The sequence below is a fragment of the Arthrobacter sp. Y3221160 genome (genome assembly GCF_059092585.1).
The window spans coordinates 375,337-393,905 of sequence record NZ_JBNHHU010000002.1 but is presented as its reverse complement, the minus strand read 5'-3'; the positions used below and the strand labels follow the sequence as shown (position 1 = coordinate 393,905).

The 18,569-nt window shown below is 67.4% G+C and carries 18 protein-coding genes; 10 read left to right on the top strand and 8 right to left on the bottom strand.

Features of this window, described 5'->3' with window-relative positions:
- Positions 1-134 precede the first annotated feature (134 nt).
- Positions 135-1,529, top strand: a complete 1,395-nt coding sequence (locus AC5RWG_RS14725; protein ID WP_494073570.1) for an ABC transporter substrate-binding protein — start codon at positions 135-137, stop codon at positions 1,527-1,529.
- Positions 1,530-1,835: 306 nt separating this feature from the next.
- On the opposite strand, the gene AC5RWG_RS14720 is transcribed toward AC5RWG_RS14725, so the two are convergent.
- The 5 genes from AC5RWG_RS14720 to AC5RWG_RS14700 all read right to left on the bottom strand — a co-directional run bounded on the left by AC5RWG_RS14720 (position 1,836) and on the right by AC5RWG_RS14700 (position 6,608).
- Complete coding sequence (locus AC5RWG_RS14720) at positions 1,836-2,606, bottom strand: ABC transporter ATP-binding protein (RefSeq protein WP_494026087.1); 771 nt, start codon at positions 2,604-2,606, stop codon at positions 1,836-1,838.
- Positions 2,603-3,598: an ABC transporter ATP-binding protein gene (locus AC5RWG_RS14715; protein ID WP_494001870.1), complete on the bottom strand. Its 996-nt coding sequence runs from the start codon at positions 3,596-3,598 to the stop codon at positions 2,603-2,605. Before AC5RWG_RS14715 ends, AC5RWG_RS14720 begins: the two co-directional genes overlap by 4 nt.
- 74 nt (positions 3,599-3,672) lie before the next feature.
- Positions 3,673-4,653, bottom strand: coding sequence for a branched-chain amino acid ABC transporter permease (locus AC5RWG_RS14710; protein WP_494001474.1), 981 nt, complete (start codon positions 4,651-4,653; stop codon positions 3,673-3,675).
- 11 nt (positions 4,654-4,664) lie between these two features.
- Positions 4,665-5,993 (bottom strand): branched-chain amino acid ABC transporter permease, encoded by a 1,329-nt coding sequence (locus tag AC5RWG_RS14705; RefSeq protein ID WP_494001473.1) that lies wholly within the window; start codon positions 5,991-5,993, stop codon positions 4,665-4,667.
- A gap of 318 nt (positions 5,994-6,311) precedes the next feature.
- A complete protein-coding gene (locus AC5RWG_RS14700; RefSeq protein WP_493978707.1) occupies positions 6,312-6,608 on the bottom strand; it encodes a GroES family chaperonin in 297 nt (98 codons plus the stop codon).
- Positions 6,609-6,908: 300 nt separating this feature from the next.
- Here AC5RWG_RS14700 and AC5RWG_RS14695 point away from each other — a divergent pair, with 300 nt between their 5' ends.
- The 5 genes from AC5RWG_RS14695 (at position 6,909) to AC5RWG_RS14675 (ending at position 11,878) form a co-directional block, all read left to right on the top strand.
- Positions 6,909-7,739 (top strand): Bax inhibitor-1/YccA family protein, encoded by an 831-nt coding sequence (locus AC5RWG_RS14695; protein WP_493978622.1) that lies wholly within the window; start codon positions 6,909-6,911, stop codon positions 7,737-7,739.
- An 84-nt stretch (positions 7,740-7,823) separates the two neighbouring features.
- Positions 7,824-8,750, top strand: a complete 927-nt coding sequence (locus tag AC5RWG_RS14690) for an aldose 1-epimerase family protein (protein WP_494167227.1) — start codon at positions 7,824-7,826, stop codon at positions 8,748-8,750.
- A 37-nt stretch (positions 8,751-8,787) separates the two neighbouring features.
- The gene (locus AC5RWG_RS14685; protein WP_494023641.1) at positions 8,788-10,065 is read left to right on the top strand and encodes an AI-2E family transporter; all 1,278 of its coding nucleotides are present in this window, start codon (positions 8,788-8,790) and stop codon (positions 10,063-10,065) included.
- On the top strand, positions 10,062-11,300 hold the full coding sequence (gene ilvA, locus AC5RWG_RS14680; RefSeq protein ID WP_494001470.1) for a threonine ammonia-lyase: 1,239 nt from the start codon (positions 10,062-10,064) through the stop codon (positions 11,298-11,300). The genes AC5RWG_RS14685 and ilvA overlap by 4 nt, the downstream gene beginning before the upstream one ends.
- Before the next feature lie 2 nt (positions 11,301-11,302).
- On the top strand, positions 11,303-11,878 hold the full coding sequence (locus AC5RWG_RS14675) for a rhomboid family intramembrane serine protease (RefSeq protein ID WP_494023642.1): 576 nt from the start codon (positions 11,303-11,305) through the stop codon (positions 11,876-11,878).
- A gap of 95 nt (positions 11,879-11,973) precedes the next feature.
- On the opposite strand, the gene greA is transcribed toward AC5RWG_RS14675, so the two are convergent.
- Positions 11,974-12,465 carry a transcription elongation factor GreA gene (gene greA, locus AC5RWG_RS14670; RefSeq protein ID WP_494001468.1) on the bottom strand — a complete coding sequence of 164 codons (492 nt, stop codon included), beginning with the start codon at positions 12,463-12,465 and terminating at the stop codon, positions 11,974-11,976.
- Positions 12,466-12,733: 268 nt separating this feature from the next.
- A complete protein-coding gene (locus tag AC5RWG_RS14665; protein ID WP_494167226.1) occupies positions 12,734-13,183 on the bottom strand; it encodes a DUF4307 domain-containing protein in 450 nt (149 codons plus the stop codon).
- A 54-nt stretch (positions 13,184-13,237) separates the two neighbouring features.
- Here AC5RWG_RS14665 and mca point away from each other — a divergent pair, with 54 nt between their 5' ends.
- From mca to AC5RWG_RS14650, 3 genes are all read left to right on the top strand, one after another.
- Positions 13,238-14,152 carry a mycothiol conjugate amidase Mca gene (gene mca / locus AC5RWG_RS14660; protein ID WP_494026082.1) on the top strand — a complete coding sequence of 305 codons (915 nt, stop codon included), beginning with the start codon at positions 13,238-13,240 and terminating at the stop codon, positions 14,150-14,152.
- A gap of 63 nt (positions 14,153-14,215) precedes the next feature.
- The gene (locus tag AC5RWG_RS14655) at positions 14,216-14,575 is read left to right on the top strand and encodes a hypothetical protein (RefSeq protein ID WP_494167225.1); all 360 of its coding nucleotides are present in this window, start codon (positions 14,216-14,218) and stop codon (positions 14,573-14,575) included.
- Between the two features lie 2 nt (positions 14,576-14,577).
- Positions 14,578-16,734, top strand: coding sequence for a thioredoxin domain-containing protein (locus AC5RWG_RS14650; RefSeq protein WP_494167224.1), 2,157 nt, complete (start codon positions 14,578-14,580; stop codon positions 16,732-16,734).
- A gap of 34 nt (positions 16,735-16,768) precedes the next feature.
- On the opposite strand, the gene trhA is transcribed toward AC5RWG_RS14650, so the two are convergent.
- Positions 16,769-17,530, bottom strand: a complete 762-nt coding sequence (trhA, locus tag AC5RWG_RS14645; RefSeq protein ID WP_494167223.1) for a PAQR family membrane homeostasis protein TrhA — start codon at positions 17,528-17,530, stop codon at positions 16,769-16,771.
- Between the two features lie 122 nt (positions 17,531-17,652).
- On the opposite strand from trhA, the gene AC5RWG_RS14640 reads away from it, so the two are divergent.
- Positions 17,653-18,414 (top strand): isoprenyl transferase, encoded by a 762-nt coding sequence (locus tag AC5RWG_RS14640; RefSeq protein WP_494001462.1) that lies wholly within the window; start codon positions 17,653-17,655, stop codon positions 18,412-18,414.
- Positions 18,415-18,569 lie beyond the last annotated feature (155 nt).

Genomic DNA, 18,569 nt, shown 5'->3' with positions numbered 1-18,569 from the left:
GTGACGAGCGTTACAAGGATGTAACCCAAAACGCTTATTTTCAACAACGAATTGGACTAGTTTTCTCTGTAATCAGGAATACCTGGTGATCGCATCAAAGGTTCGCGGACCTTTCGATCGAGGAGAAAACATACATGACTGCAACACGCAATGCAGTGCTTTTCGGCACCGGCGGCAACTCCGCACGCGCGGGAAGGGTGGCCGCGCTCGGTTTGGGGATCGCTTTGTTTGCCTCGGCTTGCGGCGGGGGCACGTCAACGCCCTCGGAGACCGGCGGGGGAGCCGGGACATCGGCACCGGCGGGGGCATCCGGTTTGGTGTGTCCCGACGCGGGGGAGGGGGGGGGTCCCACGGCAGGCGCGACGGGTGACCCCTCCGCCGTTCCGGAGACGAAGGGCTCCACTGATACCCCGCTGAAAATCGGTACGCTGCTGCCCGCCACCGGCTCGCTGGCCTTCCTGGGCCCGCCGGAAGTTGCGGGCGTCGAGCTGGCCGTTGAGCGGATCAACGAGGCCGGCGGCGTACTGGGCAAGGACGTGGAAACCATCCAGCGAGACTCCGGCGATACCACCACCGACATCGCTACCCAGTCCGTGACCGAACTGCTGAGCGAGGATGTCAGCGCCGTCGTTGGCGCAGCGTCCTCGGGCGTATCCAAGACCGTGATCAACCAGATTACGGGCGCAGGGGTGGTGCAGATTTCCCCTGCGAACACCTCGCCGGATTTCACCACCTGGGACGACAACAACCTCTACTGGCGCACCGCGCCGTCGGATGTGCTGCAGGGCCGCACGCTGGGCAGCTACATGGTGTCCTGCGGCGCCCAGACGCTAGGCATGATCGTGCTGAACGACGCCTATGGCACCGGCCTGGCGGAGAACGTCAAGCAGGCGTTTGAAGGCGCCGGCGGCCAAGTTGTGGCCACCGAGATGTTCAACGAGGGCGACTCCCAGTTCAGCTCGCAGGTGGACGCCGTGGTCAACGCCAAGCCCGACGCGATCGCGCTGATCACCTTCGACCAGATCAAGTCGATCGCGCCGCTGCTGCTGTCCAAGGGAGTCACCCCCGACCAGATGTTCCTGGTGGACGGCAACACCTCGGACCTGAGCGCGGACCTCGATCCGGGTGCCATGGCCGGAGCCCAGGGCACGATCCCCGGAACGTTCGCCAAGGAAGATTTCCAGGCGGCGCTGGCGAAAATGGACGACAACCTCAATTCCTACTCCTACGCAGGTGAGTCCTACGATGCGGTGAACCTGGTGGCCCTGGCAGCCGAGGCTGCCGGAAGCACCAAGGGCGAGGACATCGCCAAGGAAATGCAGGGCGTGTCCGCGGACGGCGAAAAGTGCTTCGACTTCGCCGGCTGTGTCACGCTGCTGCGCGACGGCAAGGACATCGATTACGACGGCATCTCCGGCCCGATCTCGTTCGACGAGAACGGTGATCCGACCGAGGCCTACATCGGCATCTACGAGTACGACGACACCAACGTACCGCAGCCGAAGCGCGAGGAGTTCGGCCAGCTGTAAGGCTGATCCAGCACCACGGGTAGCACTGCAGAGGGTCCCGGCCGCCGGTCGGGGCCCTCTGCCGTGCTCCCGGGCCGGACGTTCCGGAGCGGGATGCGAAGGCGGTGCCGGCATGAGAGGTCCGCTGGGACCGGGCCGGGCGGGGCGTTGGGGGACGAGCATGCCGCCTGGGCCCGCCAGGGGGCAGCACACGCGGCGCGGACACCCGGCTTGGGCGCAGCGGGCGGCGCCCTGAGGGGAGTGGGCAAACACGAAGGCGGCGCCCGCCCCTGGGGTCAGGCGCCGCCGTCGCGGTGAGGCTGGGTCTCAGGCGGTGTCCGCCAGCGTGCCAAGGTAGAGCTGGATGACCTTCGGATCCTTCAGCAGTTCGCGGCCGGTTCCGGTGTAGGCGTCCTTGCCCTGGTCCAGGACGTAACCGCGGTCGCAGATCTGCAGGCAGCGGCGCGCGTTCTGTTCCACCATGATCACGGAAACACCGGCCCGGTTGATTTCGTGCACCCGCAGGAACGTCTCGTCCTGCTTGACCGGAGAGAGGCCGGCGGAAGGCTCGTCCAGGAGCAGCACCGCCGGGTCCATCATCAGGGCCCGTCCCATCGCCACCATTTGGCGTTCACCGCCGGAGAGCGAGCCCGCCCGCTGCGCACGGCGCTTGGCCAGTTCCGGGAAGATACCCGCCACGAAATCGAAGCGTTTCCTGAAGTCTTTGGGCCGTTGGAACATGCCCATTTCCATGTTTTCTTCGATGGTCAGCGTCGAGAAGACGTTGTTGTTCTGCGGGACGAACCCGATGCCGCGGCTGACGAGCTTGTTCGCTTTCAGCCCGGTCAGGTCCTGGCCGCGCACCACTACGGTGCCGGAATGGACCTTGACCAGGCCGAACATCGCCTTGAGCAGGGTTGACTTGCCGGCACCGTTCGGGCCGATGATGCCGATCAATTCGCCCTGGCGGGCCTCGATGCTGCAGCCGTTGAGGATATTGACGCCGGGCAGATAGCCGGCCACCAAATCCGTCACGGTGACCACCGGTTCCCCCGGCGCCACGGCTTTCGGGGTCGTTTCCATGCGGCGCGCATTCATGGCCGGTCCTTCCTTCTGGTTCCGCGGTCGGCGTTGCCTGCTTCTTCCGCGCTGGAATCCTGCTCGCTGATGTGGCGGCCCAGGACGCCCTCGGCATCCGTGCCTACGACCGACTCCGCGTCCTGCGCCAGCTCTTCCTCCAGCGCTTCGACGCCTTCGGCGTCGCCCAGATCGACGTCGTGATGGGCGCCCAGGTACGCGTCGATCACAGCGGGATCCTTCATGACGACGCCGGGCGGACCTTCCGCCACAATCCGGCCTTCGGCCATGACCACCACCCAGTCGGCAATGTGGCGGACCATGTGCATGTCGTGTTCGACGAACAGCACGGTCATGCCCTCGGCCTTCAGGTTTCTGACATGCTCCAGCAGCGACTGCGTCAGGGCGGGATTGACGCCGGCCATCGGCTCATCGAGCATGACCAGCTTGGGCCGGACCATCAGGGCGCGGGCCATTTCCAGCAGCTTGCGCTGGCCACCCGAGAGCGATGCTGCGTAGTCGTCCCGTTTGGTGTCGAGCTTGAACTTGGCCAGCAAGACGTCGGCCTGATCCGTGATCTCCCGTTCCTTGGGCCCCCAGATGTTCTTGAAGAGGGCCTTGAAGAGGTTCTCGCCGGACTGCCCGGTGGCACCCAAGCGCATGTTCTCCATGACGGAGAGCTTTCCCATAACCTTGGTCAACTGGAATGTGCGCACCATGCCCATGCGGGCCACCTTGTAGGACGGCACACCGGCGAGGGAATGCCCCTCGAAGGACCACTCGCCGCTCTGGGGGATATCGAACCCGGTGAGCAAATTGAACAGGGTGGTCTTGCCCGCCCCGTTGGGTCCGATCAGCGCCGTAATTTGGTGCCGCGGGATCTCGAGATATTCCACGTCCACGGCGTTGACGCCGCCGAATTGCCGGGTCACGTTTTTGGCGACGAGGATGGGATCCCGTTTCCGGCAGCCCGGGCCCGGTTCGTCGGCAGCAATGGGACGCGTGTCCGTCATGTAGTCCGTGACCGGCTGGTCTGCCTGTTCCGGGACGGCGGTGGCCCCGGCAGCGGTGGTGCGGTCTTGTTCGCTCATGTGAATGCCAGTTCTTTCTTATTGCCCAGCACGCCTTGGGGCCTGAAGATCATCAGCAGCATCAAGGCGATGCCAACAAGGATGTAGCGGAGCTGTCCTGCCTGCGTGGTTGTCAGGAAGGTGATGTAGTCCGCCTCGATGGCACCGTAGAGCAGTCCCTGGGTCAGCGAGAGGACTACCCAAAAGAGCATGGCGCCGATAACCGGGCCGAGGACGGTGGCCATGCCGCCCAGCAGCACGCAGGTCCAGAGGAAAAACGTCAGCTCCGTCTGGTAGTTGGCTGGTTGCACCGCTCCGCGGGGAAGCGTGAACACCATGCCGGCCATTGTTCCGAACAGGCCTCCGATGATGAGGGCCTGCATCTTGTACGAGTACACGTTCTTGCCCAACGCCCGCACCGCGTTCTCGTCCTCGCGGATGCCTTTCAGGATCCGGCCCCACGGGCTGCGCATCAGCAGGAACACCAGCAGGCAGCAGATGACCACCAGGCCCCAGCCGACGACGCGGATCCAGAGGCCGCGTTCGTTCAGGGTCACCAGGCCGAAATTGTAGGCGCCCTGCGGGAACGGGTTCAGGGCGAAGAACCCGCCTTCGAAGGCAGCCAGGCCGTTGGCCGAACCGGTGATGTCCGTCAGGTCGTTGGTGGTGACCACGTACCGGATGATCTCCGCCGCGGCGATCGTGACGATGGCCAGATAATCCGCCCGGAGCCGAAGCGTGGGGATGCCCAGCAGGAGCGCAAAAATCACCGAGCCGATCAGGGCTATCAAGACGCCGACAAAGAACGGCACGCCCCATTCGAGCGTGGGGATGGCGAAGCCGTAGGCACCGATAGCCATGAAACCGGCTTGGCCGAAGTTCAGCAGGCCGGAATAGCCGAAGTGGACGGCCAGCCCGAGTGCCGCCAGGGCGTAGGCGGCCGTCGTCGGGCTGATGATTTCGCCCAGGGCGTTGGTGAATATATTCAGGAAATCCATGGTGTTGCCTCCTAACCCACGCGCTCTCGACGGCCCAGGATGCCCTGTGGCCGGAACAGCAGGACGACGATCATGATCAGCAGGGCGCCCACGTATTTCAGGTCCGCTTCCAGCCAGAGCGTCGACAGTTCGACGAACATGCCGACGATCACCGAGCCGACCAGGGCGCCGAACACGGTGCCCAGGCCGCCGAGGATGACGCCGGCAAAGACGAGCAGCAGGATCTGCTGGCCCATGTTGAACGTGACGCCGGGGCGGTAATACGCCCAGAGGATGCCGCCCAGCGCGGCCAGCACCCCGCCGACCGTCCAGACGATGCGGATGACGCCGTCAACATCGATACCGGAGGCCGCCGCCAGCGCGGGGTTGTCCGCGACCGCCCGGGTGGCCTTGCCCAGCCGGGTCTTCAGCAGCAGCATGGCAATCAGGATGATCACTATCAGGCTGACGATCAACGAGAGCAGCGTGTTGCGGCTGATCGAAATCTCGCCAAATTCCAGGATGGGGCTTCGGGCCTGCGGCAGCTGCTGCGTGGCGCCGCCGAAGTTGAACTGGATGACATAGCGGGCAGCCAGGGCCAGGCCGATGCTGATGATCATCATGGGGATCAGCCCGGTACCCCGATGACGCAGCGGCTTCCACAGCCAGGCGTCCTGTGCCCAGCCGAACGCGCCGCCCAGGACAATGGCCAACAGCATGGCCAGCCACACCGGAAGGCCGACAAGCGCGAAGCCGAACATCAGCACCGCGCCGGCGGTGACCATCTCGCCGTGCGCGAAGTTGGTGAGGCCGGTGGTGCCGTAGATAAGGGACAACCCCACCGAGGCCAGGGCAAGCAGCAGGCCGAAGCTCAGGCCCGCAATGAGACGCTCGACGAAGATCTCCCCGAAACCGGCGCCCTGGAGCACAATGCCTTCACCGAGCGGAAAGATGGCCGCGGCATTGGAAGTGTTCGTGAAGGTGACTTTCCGCGGATTCGGCGTGCCTTCGGCGAGCTCCACTCCCTCCGGGAAGGTCGAGACGTCCACTTCGACTTGGTAAGTTCCACGTTTCGGAACACCGATCGACCAAGACCCGTTTTCGCCGGTGGTCGCCTCGCCGGTGAATCCTTCGCCCGTCGCCGTGATCCGCACCCCCACGACGGGGCCGTCGGCATTGCGCAGGACGCCGCTGATCGTGTCGCGGAAGGGTTCCGCCGGCGCGGTCCCCGTCGTCGTCGCGCCGGGGGTGGGCTCAGGTGAGGTGGTCGAAGCCAGTGAGGGTGGCGCGGACAAGATAATGCCCGCGATGATCGCCAGTAAGGCGAGCAATGTCCCCAATGGCCGAACGAGCTTCGGCATCGCGATCAAGATATGAACCTCCACAGTGGGGGGTGTGGTCCGCCGGATCACCGGCAGGCGCTGACAGCGTCTGTGACGAAAATCACGGACGTGTCGTTTATGTTACCTGCGTCACGGGCGGCGGGAAGGTGCGTTCTGTCGCGATCAGGTAACAACTGTGAAGCCGTCGTTTAGCATCGATGAAACGTATCGGCCTCTGGGAACAGGCGGGCTACCGTATGCCGGCAACCCCGCGGAAAACCAGAGGGGTCCCTGCGGGAAGCTTCAGGCAGGGCGCCCGGGAACGGCAGGAAGGGCCCCGAATTTACAGGTAGAGATCTACAGGTAGAGCCCCGTGCCGCTGTCCGCTTCCTCGGGCTGTGAGACGGCATGGACGTCGCGCTCGCGGAGCAGGGTGTAGTCGGCGGCGTTGACTTCGACTTCCGCGCGGTCCTCGGGGTCGAAGAGCACGCGATCGCCGACCGCTACCTGGCGCACGTGCGGGCCGGCGGCGACTACCTCGGCCCACGCGAGGCGCTTGCCCATGACGGCGGTGGCCGGAATGACGATTCCCGAGGACGAACGGCGCTCGCTGCTGTCCTGGTCCGGAGCCACGAGGATGCGGTCATGGAGCATGCGCAGGGGCAGCTTGGCGCGGGCGGAGGAGCGGGGTGCGTTGGAAGGACTGCGGGACGTCACTCCAGCATTCTACCCGGGCAGGCGGGCCCGGCCGCGGGGCTGCAGGCGCGTCGGCCGCGATGCTGCCGCAGGGCGGCGCTGCTGCCGACGCAGGTTTACTGCCCAGGAAGGCCGCCGGAGGGCGGCGCCGGGGCCCGACCCGGGTTCACCTGCCGGTCAAGGAATTTTCTGCCGTGTTGTTCGTTGGGATTGGTAGTCTAAGCAATAGCTCGCCCCCTGACGATGGAGGACAACAAGATGGCAATCGGAGGAAATCCGGTTTTCAACAACCCGAAGGCGTTCCGCGGCTCGCCCGCGGGCCCTGCCGGAGCCGGCTCCGCCGTGCTCGCCGGCCAGACCCAGCTTTCCAGCCAGCAGCTGCAGGATCTGTACAACCAGCCGTCGGCGGGCCCCGCCCAGACCGGCCGGATGACCTATGACGACGTCATCCTCAAGACCCTGGCATGCCTGTCCCTGGTAGTCGTTGGCGGTGCGATCGGCTGGATGTTCCCGATCCTGCTGATTCCGGGCATGATCGCCGGCCTGGTGCTCGGGCTGGTCAACGCCTTCAAGCGGGAACCGTCCAAGGGCCTTATCCTGGCCTACGCCGCCGCCGAGGGCCTGTTCGTCGGCGCCCTGTCCATGGTCATCGACTCGATGTACCCCGGCGTGGCCCCGCAGGCCGTGCTGGGCACCGTGTGCGTCTTCGCCGTCACGCTGGCCCTGTTCAAGAGCGGCAAGGTGCGCGCCACCCCCAAGGCCATGCGCTTCTTCATGATCGCGCTGATCGGCTACGCGCTCTTCTCCTTGGTCAACCTGGGCCTGATGTGGTTCGGCGTGCTGGACAACCAGTGGGGCATGCGCGGCGTTGAGATCATGGGCATCCCGCTGGGTGTCATCATCGGCCTGCTGGCCATCGGCCTGGCCGCGTTCTCCCTGATCGTGGACTTCACCTCGATCGAGCAGGGCGTCCGGCAGGGCGTGGACCGCAAGTACTCCTGGACGGCCGCCTTCGGCCTGACCGTGACCCTGGTCTGGCTCTATGTGGAGATCCTCCGCCTGCTCGCCATCCTCCGCGGCGACGAGTAACCAGTGGTTCTCCTGACCAACCAACCGACCCCGGCCCCTGCGCCGGGGTCGGCTGTTTAAGCGGCGACCCGCTACGGTTGAACCATGACGGGCCATCGCAGCCGGGCAGCGACCGGCGAGCAGTTTGAACTGCGGCGCGCCGGGTCGCGGGCCGTGGTCACCGAACTGGCGGGCTGCCTGCGGCTCTTCGAAAAACAGGGCGTGCAGCTGACCGAGACCTTCGGCGACGACCGCATCCCACCCTCGGCCTCGGGCATCCTGCTGGCGCCCTGGCCCAACCGGGTGGACGGAGGCCGTTGGGAACTCGACGGCGCCGTCCAGCAACTGGACATCACCGAACCGGGCCGCGGCCATGCCATCCACGGGCTGCTGCGCAACACCGGCTACCGGTTGGTCGACCGCAACGGGTCAGCGGTGGTGCTTCAGGCAGAGATCTTTCCCCAGCACGGCTACCCCTTCCGGCTCACCCATGTTGTCGAATACTCCCTGGACCAGGCCGGCGACCTGACCGTCCGGCAGGAACTGCAAAACCTGTCCGCGGCCGCCGCACCGGTCGCACTGGGCGCGCATCCCTTCATCCGGCTCGGAGACGAACCCGCCGACCGGCTGACCTTGACCGTGCCGGCGGCGCGGTACTTTCCGACGGACCGGCAGACCATGATTCCGACGGCGGATGTGCCGGTCACCGGCCAGTGCGACCTGCGCGGCGGAAGCCGGCTGGCGGAGCTGGACCTCGATCACGGCTACACCGCCCTGTCCGCCGGCCCGGGTGGCCGCGCGGTGACCACGCTCGCCTCGGAGAGCGGGTCGGCGGTCGCGCTGTGGCAGGACGAAACCTTCCCCTACGTCCATGTCCTCGTGACCACAAAATATCCGGGCCGGGACCGCGCCGTCGCGGTGGAACCGATGACGGCACCCGCCAACAGCTTCAATTCCGGCTTAGGGCTTCAATGGCTGGAGCCCGGTGCAACGTTCGGCGGGAGCTGGGGCATTACGGCGCAGCTTCACTGAACGCACGGCTGGGTCACAGTATGAAACTATTGGGTGTATGAACCGGTCCTTCCCCGAAAACCGTCCGCTGCCGGCCGGACGTTTGGCCGGAGTTGACGGCCAACACCACGTCCGCGAGGACGTTCCCTATGCGCTGCGGATCAGTGCGGCCTGGGCGTGGCGGGTGGGATTGATCCTGGTAGTGGGCGGACTGTTGGTCTGGCTGCTCAGTTTCGTCTCGCTGCTGATCATCCCGTTGATGGTCGCGGCCCTGATCGCCGCCTTGATTTCCCCCGTCGTCCGGTTCCTGCTCAAGGCCAAGGTTCCCAAGAGCCTGGCCGTCGTCATCACCATCCTGGGCTTCCTGGGGCTGATTGGCGGGGCGCTCTCCCTGGTCGGCCGGCAGCTCTACATCGGCTTCAGCGAGCTGTGGGACCAGGTGATGCAAGGCATCGGCCAGGTCCAGGGCTGGCTGACGGACGGGCCGCTCCGCCTGACCAACGAACAACTCAACGACTACCTGAACGAAGGCCTGGACCAGCTGCAGAACAACAGCAGCGCGATCTTCTCCAGCGCCCTGAGCGTCGGGTCCACCGCCGGGCACCTGGTCACCGGACTGCTGCTGACCATCTTCGCGCTGATTTTCTTCCTTTACGACGGCGACCGGATCTGGCGTTTCATGGTCGGCCTGCTGCCCAAAAAGGCGAGGGCGGCCGGCTACGGCGCCGGCCGCCAGGGGTGGACCTCCATGGTCCACTACATCCGGGTCCAGATGTTCGTCGCTTTCGTTGACGCCGTCGGCATCGGCGCGGGCGCGGCCATCATCGGCGTGCCACTGGCACTTCCGCTGGGCGTCCTGGTATTCCTTGGTTCCTTCGTCCCGATCGTCGGCGCCCTGCTCACCGGGTTCGTCGCCGTCCTCCTGGCACTGGTGGCCAACGGCTGGGTCAACGCGCTGATCATGCTCGCCATCGTGCTGGGTGTCCAGCAGCTGGAGGGCCATGTGCTCCAGCCGCTGATCATGGGCAAGGCAGTCTCGCTGCACCCCCTGGCCGTCGTGCTGGCCGTGGCCGGCGGCTCGATGGTCGCGGGCGTCGCCGGCGCACTCTTTGCCGTCCCCCTGCTGGCGATCCTCAACGCGGTCGTGAAGTACATCGCCGCCCGCGGGTGGGAAACAGACCCGGCCCTGGGCGCGCCGCCACCGGCGGAAGAGCCCTACCGGGCGCCGGAACCGGCACTGGCTTCGCCGGGTCCCGGAAATCCGCCCGAGCCCTCAGACCGGGAACCCTCCCGCCGACGCCGCGTCCTGCTGCACAGAAAAGAGACCGACAAGTGACAGTCACCGCCCAGCTTCCCGTCACGCTCGACGATATCCAGGCCGCCCGGAAAACCCTCGACGGCATCATCGCCAAGACGCCGATCGAACAGTCCCGCGCCCTGGGCCGGATGGTCGGCTCCGACGTGTTCTTCAAATGCGAGAACCTGCAGCGGGCCGGGTCGTTCAAGGTCCGGGGTGCCTACGTCCGGATGGCCGGGCTGTCCGATGCGGAGAAGGCACGCGGCGTCGTGGCTGCCTCCGCCGGCAACCACGCGCAAGGCGTGGCGGTGGCGGCGGCCCGCCTGGGCATCAAGGCCCGCATTTTCATGCCGCTCGGTGTCGCCCTGCCGAAGCTGGCGGCCACCCGGGGCCACGGCGCCGAAGTCGTGTTGCACGGCCACAATGTGGACGAGGCACTCGCCGAGGCGCAGCGCTACGCGGACGAGACCGGAGCGGTCTTCGTGCATCCGTTCGACAACCCGGACATCATCGCCGGGCAGGGCACGCTGGGGCTCGAGATCCTGGAGCAGGTCCCCAACGTCGAGACCATCGTCATGGGCGTCGGCGGCGGGGGACTGCTGGCCGGCGTCGCCACGGCCGTCAAGGCCAGGGCGAAGGAGCTGGGCCGCGAAATCAGGGTAATCGGCGTGCAGGCGGAGAATGCGGCCGCCTACCCTCCCTCCCTGGCCGCCGATGCGCTGGTGCCGCTGCAGAAGGTCTCCACCATGGCCGACGGCATCGCCGTCGGCCGTCCCGGGCAGTTGCCGTTCTCCATCATCCGGGAACTGGTCGACGACGTGGTCACGGTTAGCGAGGACGCCCTGGCCCGCGCACTGATCTTCCTGGTGGAACGGTCCAAGCTGGTGGTCGAACCCGCCGGTGCCGTCGGCGTCGCCGCGCTCATGGAGGGTGTCATCCCGGACCCTGGCACTACGGCGGTGATCCTCTCCGGCGGAAACATAGATCCCATGCTGATGCTGAAGGTGATCCAGCGGGGACTATACGCTTCCGGCCGGTTCATGTCCGTGCGGATCATGCTCGACGACCGACCCGGCTCGCTGGCCACGATCTCGCGCATCATCGCCGAATCGGACGCCAACGTCACGCGCGTGGACCATACCCGCATCGGCGGGTCCATCAGCATGGGCGATGTTGCCATCACCATCGACATCGAGACAAAGGGCCACGAGCATTGCGAACTGGTGCTCGGCAGCCTCCGCGCCGCTGGCTTCCAGCCCATCGTCGTCCACTGACCGTGGCCGCCGGAAGCCGTGGACTGCGCCCCGCCCCGGCGCTGGCCGGTGCCGGGGCACTGGCGGCATTGCTCTGGGTGGTCTTCCTGGTCAACATCCTCGCCGGCGGGTACTTCAGCCTGCTGCTGGGCATCGCGCCACGGCGGCTCGACGGGCTTGACGGTGTGGTGTTCGCGCCGCTGCTGCACGCCGACACCGGCCACCTGTTGAGCAACACGGTCCCGCTGCTGGTACTCGCGTTCCTGACGCTGCTGGAGGGAATCCGGCGGTTTTGCGTGGTGCTCGCCTGCAGTTGGCTGGCCTCCGGGCTGGGGGTCTGGCTGACCGGTGCGGGCCTGACCATCGGCGCCTCGGGTCTGGTCTTCGGGCTGTTGGCCTACTTGTTGGTGCGTGGCTTCTACAATCACAGCTGGCGCCAGATCCTGCTGGCCGCGGTCATCTTTCTTTTCTACGGTTCGGTGTTGTGGGGAGTGCTGCCGACGGCGCTGCCCGGGATTTCCTGGCAGGCGCACCTGTTCGGGGCGGCCGGGGGAGTCGCCGCCGCTGTGCTGCTGCGCCGCCGGCGGGGCCTGCGCTGAACCCGTTTCCGGGCGTACGCGGGCCGACGCCTGCTGCCGCATACGCCGAAGGCGGGCTCCCGCAGGAGCCCGCCTTCGACGATGATGGTGCGTAATCAGCCGGCGTACGGCTTGGCGGAAATGATCTCCACGCTGATCTGCTTGCCGTTAGGCGCAGCATAGGTGGTGGATTCTCCCGCCCGCAGGCCGTGGATGGCCGCGCCCAGCGGAGACTTTTCGCTGTACACGTCCAGTTCGGATTCGCCGGCGACCTCGCGGCTGCCCAGCAGGAAGCGCTCGGTGTCGCCTGCGATCTTCGCTTCGATGACCATGCCCGGCTCCACGATGCCGTCGTCGGCGGGTGCCTCGCCCACGTGGGCGTTGCGCAGCAAGTCGGTGAGCTGACGGATCCGGGCTTCGGCCTTGCCCTGTTCTTCCTTGGCGGCGTGGTAACCGCCGTTTTCCTTGAGATCCCCCTCCGAGCGGGCCTGTTCGATGCGGTCGACAATCTCTGCCCGGCCGGGGCCCGAAAGGTGATCCAGTTCAGCCTTCAGGCGGTCGTAGGCTTCCTGAGTGAGCCAGGCGACGGGTGCGCTGGAAGTGGACACGTAGTTCTCCTTAATTGCTGCCGGCACCGCTGGAGGCGGGCCGGCACGGTGGCTCCTTGCACAAAAGGCCGCCAAGGTGGCGGCCACTCCATGCAAAGACCCCGCCGTGAAGGTGAATCATTCGTTCTGGGAGTTCCCAGTTCACCGGGGGGCGGGGCGATGTATTTGCTCAATTGTAGTCAGCCGCCGCCGGTTTTCCCAATAACCCGGTGGCAAAAGAACCGCGGCAGCCTGGAAAGGAACGCCGCGGGCGCGCCCGGCGGGAGGGTCAGCCGCCGGTGCCGGCGGGCCAGCAGCTGTCCACGCCGCCGGAAACGGCCAGGGACTCGGTCCTGAGCTGGACGCGGTGGGCCGTGGTCCGGGGGGCAGCCCCTTCGGCGGCGGGCCCGATGGTGGCGACCTTCCAGCCGACGACGGCGTAGTTCTCACTGAGGGCCTGAACGGCGCACTGGACGGTGGCCTCGGGATCCTTGGTGACTTGGAAGTCCACGGTGATGTGGCCGGCGTCGGCCACGGCAAAGCCGACGTCCTTGCTCTCGATCTGCGGCCCGTCCTGGCCCAGGGCAAAGAAACCGGCTCCGATGATGGCCACGCCCAAAGCCCCGCCGGCCAGTGCCAGTTTGCTGCGGCGGGACAGCGTCCGCCGCGGTGTGCCGTAACGTTCGGAAACAGTTAAGCTGGGGGGAGTCTGAGGAGTTCGGGGGCCGGAGGTGCTCACGCCCTCAAGTTTAGCTTCCCACCCACCCACGCAAGATTTCCCAGGAGCAGCCACGTGAGCTTCGATGCAGCCCAGCCGGCGCAGAGTGAGGGACTGCGCCTGCTGGCGGTCCACGCCCATCCGGACGACGAATCCAGCAAGGGCGCCGCGTCCATGGCGCGTTATGCCGCCGAAGGCGTCCAAGTGCTCGTCGCGACCTGCACCGGCGGCGAACGCGGAGACATCCTCAACGCGGAGGCCGCGTCCGATCCGCAGGCGCACCGGGACCTGGCCGGTTTGCGGCGGGTGGAGATGGCCCGGGCGGCGGCGGAGCTGGGCGTGCAGCATCGCTGGCTGGGGTTCGCAGATTCGGGACTGCCGGAAGGGGATCCGCTGCCGCCGCTGCCGTTCGGCAGCTTCGCCACCCTGCCCCTCGAGCGGGCGGCGGCTCCGCTGGTGAGGCTGGTCCGCGAGTTCCGCCCGCATGTGGTGATCAGCTACGACGAGAACGGCGGCTACCCGCACCCGGACCACATCATGGCCCACAAGGTGGCGGTGGAGGCCTACCACGCTGCCGGTGATCCGGAGCGCTACCCGGACGCGGGCAGTCCCTGGGAGCCGCTCAAGCTTTACTATGACCGCGCGTTCAACCCGGAACGGTTCCGGGCACTGCACTACGCCCTGGAGGAAGCCGGGCTGCAGTCGCCCTACGCCGCACGCCTCGCGGCGTGGCTGGAGGCCGACGCCGAGGGGCATCAGCCGCCGATGCCGAACCACCGCACCACCACGCAGATCGACTGCGGCGACTTTTTCCGCCATCGCGACCGCGCGCTGCTGGCGCATCGAACCCAGGTGGAGCCCACCGGGTTCTTCTTCGCGGTCTCCGAGGAGATGCAGCGGACCGTCTGGCCGTGGGAGGATTTCTCGCTGATCCACGCGCGGGTGGAGACCAGCGTGCCGGAAACGGATTTTTTTGCGGGCATAAGATAGACCTTGCAGCCAACCAGCACCGGAGCCGAATTTTCCGGGACGCAGCCAGAAAGAGACTGAAACTTGCCCCTGATCCAGATCCTTGCCGCCGTCGCCGCCGGTGCCGGCGAACCCAGTCTCCGGCCCGGCCTTGACGCTGACCAGGTTTCGCCCGGCCCCTGGGGCTTCTTCTTCACCTTTGGCCTCGCGGCCGTGGTGGTTTTCCTGATCTGGGACATGAGCCGGCGCATCCGGCGGGTGCGCTACCGGGCCCAGGTGGAGGAGAGCGGCGGCCAGGATTCGCCCGCGGCCGGGCCTGAAGCGTCCGGGCAGGCGGGCCCCGCCGGCGGGGGCGCGGGCGGGTACGCCGACGGCGGCGGCACCGAAACGGGGAGCACGAACGAACGCACCGGCCGCTCGGGCCGCCCGGACCGCCGGGAGTAACCATGGCCGGCAGACTGCGCTCGGAGGCTTCGGCCTACTTGCGCCAGCATGCCGGGAACCCGGTGGACTGGTGGCCGTTCGGTGACCAGGCCTTTGAACAGGCACGTCTGCGCGACGTGCCTGTTTTCATTTCGGTCGGCTATGCGGCGTGCCACTGGTGCCATGTGATGGCCGGTGAGTCCTTCGAGGACGAGGCTACGGCCCGGTACCTGAACGAGCATTTCATTCCGGTCAAGGTGGACCGGGAGGAACGCCCGGACGTGGACAACGTCTACATGGCGGCCACGCAGCTGATGACCGGCCAGGGCGGCTGGCCGATGAGCGTCTTTACCCTGCCCGACGGCCGGGCCTTCTACGCCGGCACCTACTTCCCCCCGCGGCCGCTGCCGAACCAGCCATCCTTCCGCCAGGTGCTCCAGGCGGTCCATGAAGCCTGGGAGCAGCGCCGGGACGCCGTTGAAACCACTGCCGCCTCGCTGGCCGAGGCCCTCGCGCAGGCGGGGGAAGCCAACCGTGAGCTCCTCGGGGACCTCACTCAGGGGCCCGACGACGCCGCCGATCGGTCGCGCGATCCGGGGCAGGGACCCGTGCAGGTGTCCACCGGCGGCTGGGGTGCGGGCCGCCCGGTCCTCGAGCAGGCCGTCGAGGTCCTGGCGCGGCAGGAGGACACCGTCTTCGGCGGGTTTGGCGCGGCACCCAAATTTCCGCCGTCGGCCGTGCTGCACTTCCTGCTCCGGCATGCCGCGGCCTCGCGGTCCGACACTGCGGGCCAGGCCGCCGCGCTATCGTCCCGGACGCTGCAGGCCATGGCCGGGTCCGCGTTGTACGACCAGGTGGAGGGCGGCTTTGCCCGCTACGCGGTGGACCGTCAGTGGTCCGTGCCGCACTTCGAAAAAATGCTCTACGACAATGTCCAGCTGCTGCGCGTGTACGCGCAATGGGCCTTCCAGTCTTCGGTCGGGGCCGAGAGGGACCTGGGGCGCGCGGTCACGGCCGGCACGGCGGACTGGATGGTGGGCCGGCTGCGGTTGGCGCACGGCGGGTTTGCGTCCTCGCTCGACGCCGACACCGTCGTCGACGGTGTCCACCACGAAGGCGCAACCTACCTGTGGTCCCCGGCAGAGCTAAGGGAGCTGCTCGGCGCCGACGACGGCGGCTGGGTTGCCTCCGTGATGGGCGTGCGCGAGCGGGGCAACGTCACCGCCACCGGCTCGACCTTGCACTCGGGACGACTGCTGGAACCGGACGAGCGGCAGCGGTGGGAAGGGCTGCGTCCGGTGCTGCTGGCCGCCCGGCAGGAACGGCCGCAGCCGGAGCGGGATGAAAAAGTCGTCGCCGGCTGGAACGGCCTGGCCGTGGCCGGGCTGGCCGAAGCCGGCGAGCTGCTGGGGCGGCCCGAGCTGACCGCCGCCGCGGTGGCCGCCGCGGACTACCTGCTGGCCGTGCACCTGGACGGCTCCGGCCGGCTTGCCCGGGTGTCGCACAACGGCACTGCCCAGCACTTCGAAGGCTTGCTGGAGGACTACGCCGGCTGCGCGGAGGGGCTGTTCTCGCTGTATGCGGCCACCGGGGAGCCCCGCTGGTATGCCGCCGCGGAAGCGCTGGTGCTGCGCGCGGAGGAGCTGTTCCTGGAGGCGGGACAGCTGAGCGACCAGGCGGCCCCCGCCGCCCAGGTGGCTGCAGCCGCCGGATCCGTTCCGCCCGCGGATCCGCTGGAGAGCGCCACTCCCAGCGGCACCGGCCTGTGGGCCGGCGCGTTGGCCACCTATGCCGCCTACAGCGGCTCCGCCCGGCACCGGGAGTTGGCGGGCCGGCTGCTGGGTTACCTGGAGCGGATTGCCGTGCGCGCACCGCGTGCCGCCGGGTGGGGCCTGGCCGCTGCGCAGGCACTGGCGGCGGGGCCGGTAGAGCTGGCGGTCACGGGGGCTCCGGGCGCGGCCGCCGAACTCATAGCCGCGGCGCGCGCAACCGGCAGCCCGGGCCTGGTTGTCGCGCGTACCGGAGAGGCCCGGCCGCCGGAGGGGACGCCGCCGCTGCTGGCTGATAAGCCCGCCCCGGCTGAAGGTGCGCTGGCTTACGTGTGCCGCGGGATGGTGTGCCGGCGGCCGGTGGCAACCGTCGACGGCCTGCTCGCCGAGCTGGGCGCGGGAGCAGGCTGAGTCCGGCACTTATTCCGGACGCCCGTGGTGAGAGTCAAGCGGAGTTGCCGAGCACCGCGATCATGATGGCGAGGTAATGGCAGGCGAAAGCCACCACGGTGCAGGCATGGAACAGCTCGTGGAAGCCGAACCAGGTGGGAGAGAAATCCGGCCGCTTGATCCCGTACACCACTGCACCGCCGATGTAGAGGACCCCTCCCGCGCAGATCAGGACCGCCGCGGGCACGCTGGCAGCGAAAAAGTCGGGCAGGTAGAACAGCGCGGCCAGCCCGAGTGCGCAATAAACCGGGACGTAGAGCCAGCGCGGGGCGTGGGGCCACAACACCCGGAACCCGACGCCGGCGATGGCGCCGGCCCAGATCAGCCACAGCAGCAACGTGGCCTTCGCCGGTTCCAACAGTGACCAGGCCAGCGGCGTGTACGTTCCGGCGATGACCAGCATGATGTTGGTGTGGTCCAGGCGCTTGAGCACCAGCTTGACGTGCGGGCTCCAGTTGCCGCGGTGGTAGACGGCGCTGACCCCGAAGAGCAGCAGGCCCGTGACGGCGTAGACCGCGCAGGCCCATTTGGCCGCTGCCGTTGGTGCCAGCGCCACGAGGACAATCCCGGCCACCAGGGCCAGAGGGGTGGCTCCTGCATGCAGCCAGCCGCGGAACTTCGGCTTGATGTTGAGCGCGTCGGCTACCTGCTCCACGGCCCGCTCGATGGGGCCGTCAGTCGCCTCCCGCCGGGCGGCGGAATCCTCGTAGCCGCCCCGGTAACCGGATGGCCCGGAGGCGGCGCGGTGTTCACTCATGCGGTTATTCTAGCGGCCGCGCCACCCCTTGTTACTGGCCGGTAACAAGGGTGGCGCGGAACGGGCCGGGCGGGGGGATAGAATTCTAAGTCGTGAACGGGCGATCAGGAAGGCGGGGTGCGGTGTCTCTTCCCGGCGTCCTGTACCGCCTGTATGAGCGGCGGCTGCAGCGTTCGCTGGCGCCCGACCGTATTCCGGGCCACATCGGCGTGGTGGTCGACGGTAATCGGCGCTGGGCCAGGCTGGCCGGGGCGCCCACCCGGGAAGGACACCAGGCCGGAGCCGACAAGATCCTGGAGTTCCTGGGCTGGTGCGGCGACCTGGGCATCAAGGTGGTCACGCTCTACATGCTGTCCACGGACAACATGGGCCGTTCGGAAGACGAGTTGCGCGAACTGCTGGGTGTCATCGGCAACACCTTGGACCGGTTGGGCGAAGGCAAGAACGTGCGCGTCCATCCCGTCGGCGCGCTGGAGACGCTCCCGGCCGACCTGGCGGCCAAACTCAGCGATCTGGGGGAGCAGACCGCGGGGGTTAACGGCGTCCACGTGAACGTGGCCGTGGGCTACGGCGGCCGCCGGGAAATCGTTGACGCGGTCAAAGGCCTGCTCCGCCATGCCGACGCCGAAGGCAAGAGCCTGGCAGACGTCGCGGATACGCTGGCGGTCGAGGACATCTCCGGCTATCTCTACACCAGCGGCCAGCCGGACCCGGACCTGGTCATCAGGACCTCGGGTGAACAGCGGCTCTCCGGCTTCCTGATGTGGCAAAGCGCCTACAGCGAATACTACTTCTGCGAGGCCCTGTGGCCGGATTTCCGGCGTTTGGACTTCCTGCGCGCGCTACGCGACTACGCCAGCCGGCAGCGCCGTTTCGGCGCCTGACGCGGCCGGCGGAGCGGGCGGCGGGCCGGCGTCGTTGCTGTTACGCAAAATTCATTGAAACGATTTCTTCCGCGCCCTTGTCTTAGTGAATTACATCCGCGTAATTTAGGACTATCAGTCGGCAAAACCGCAGATTGATCGGGAGGCCACCAGTT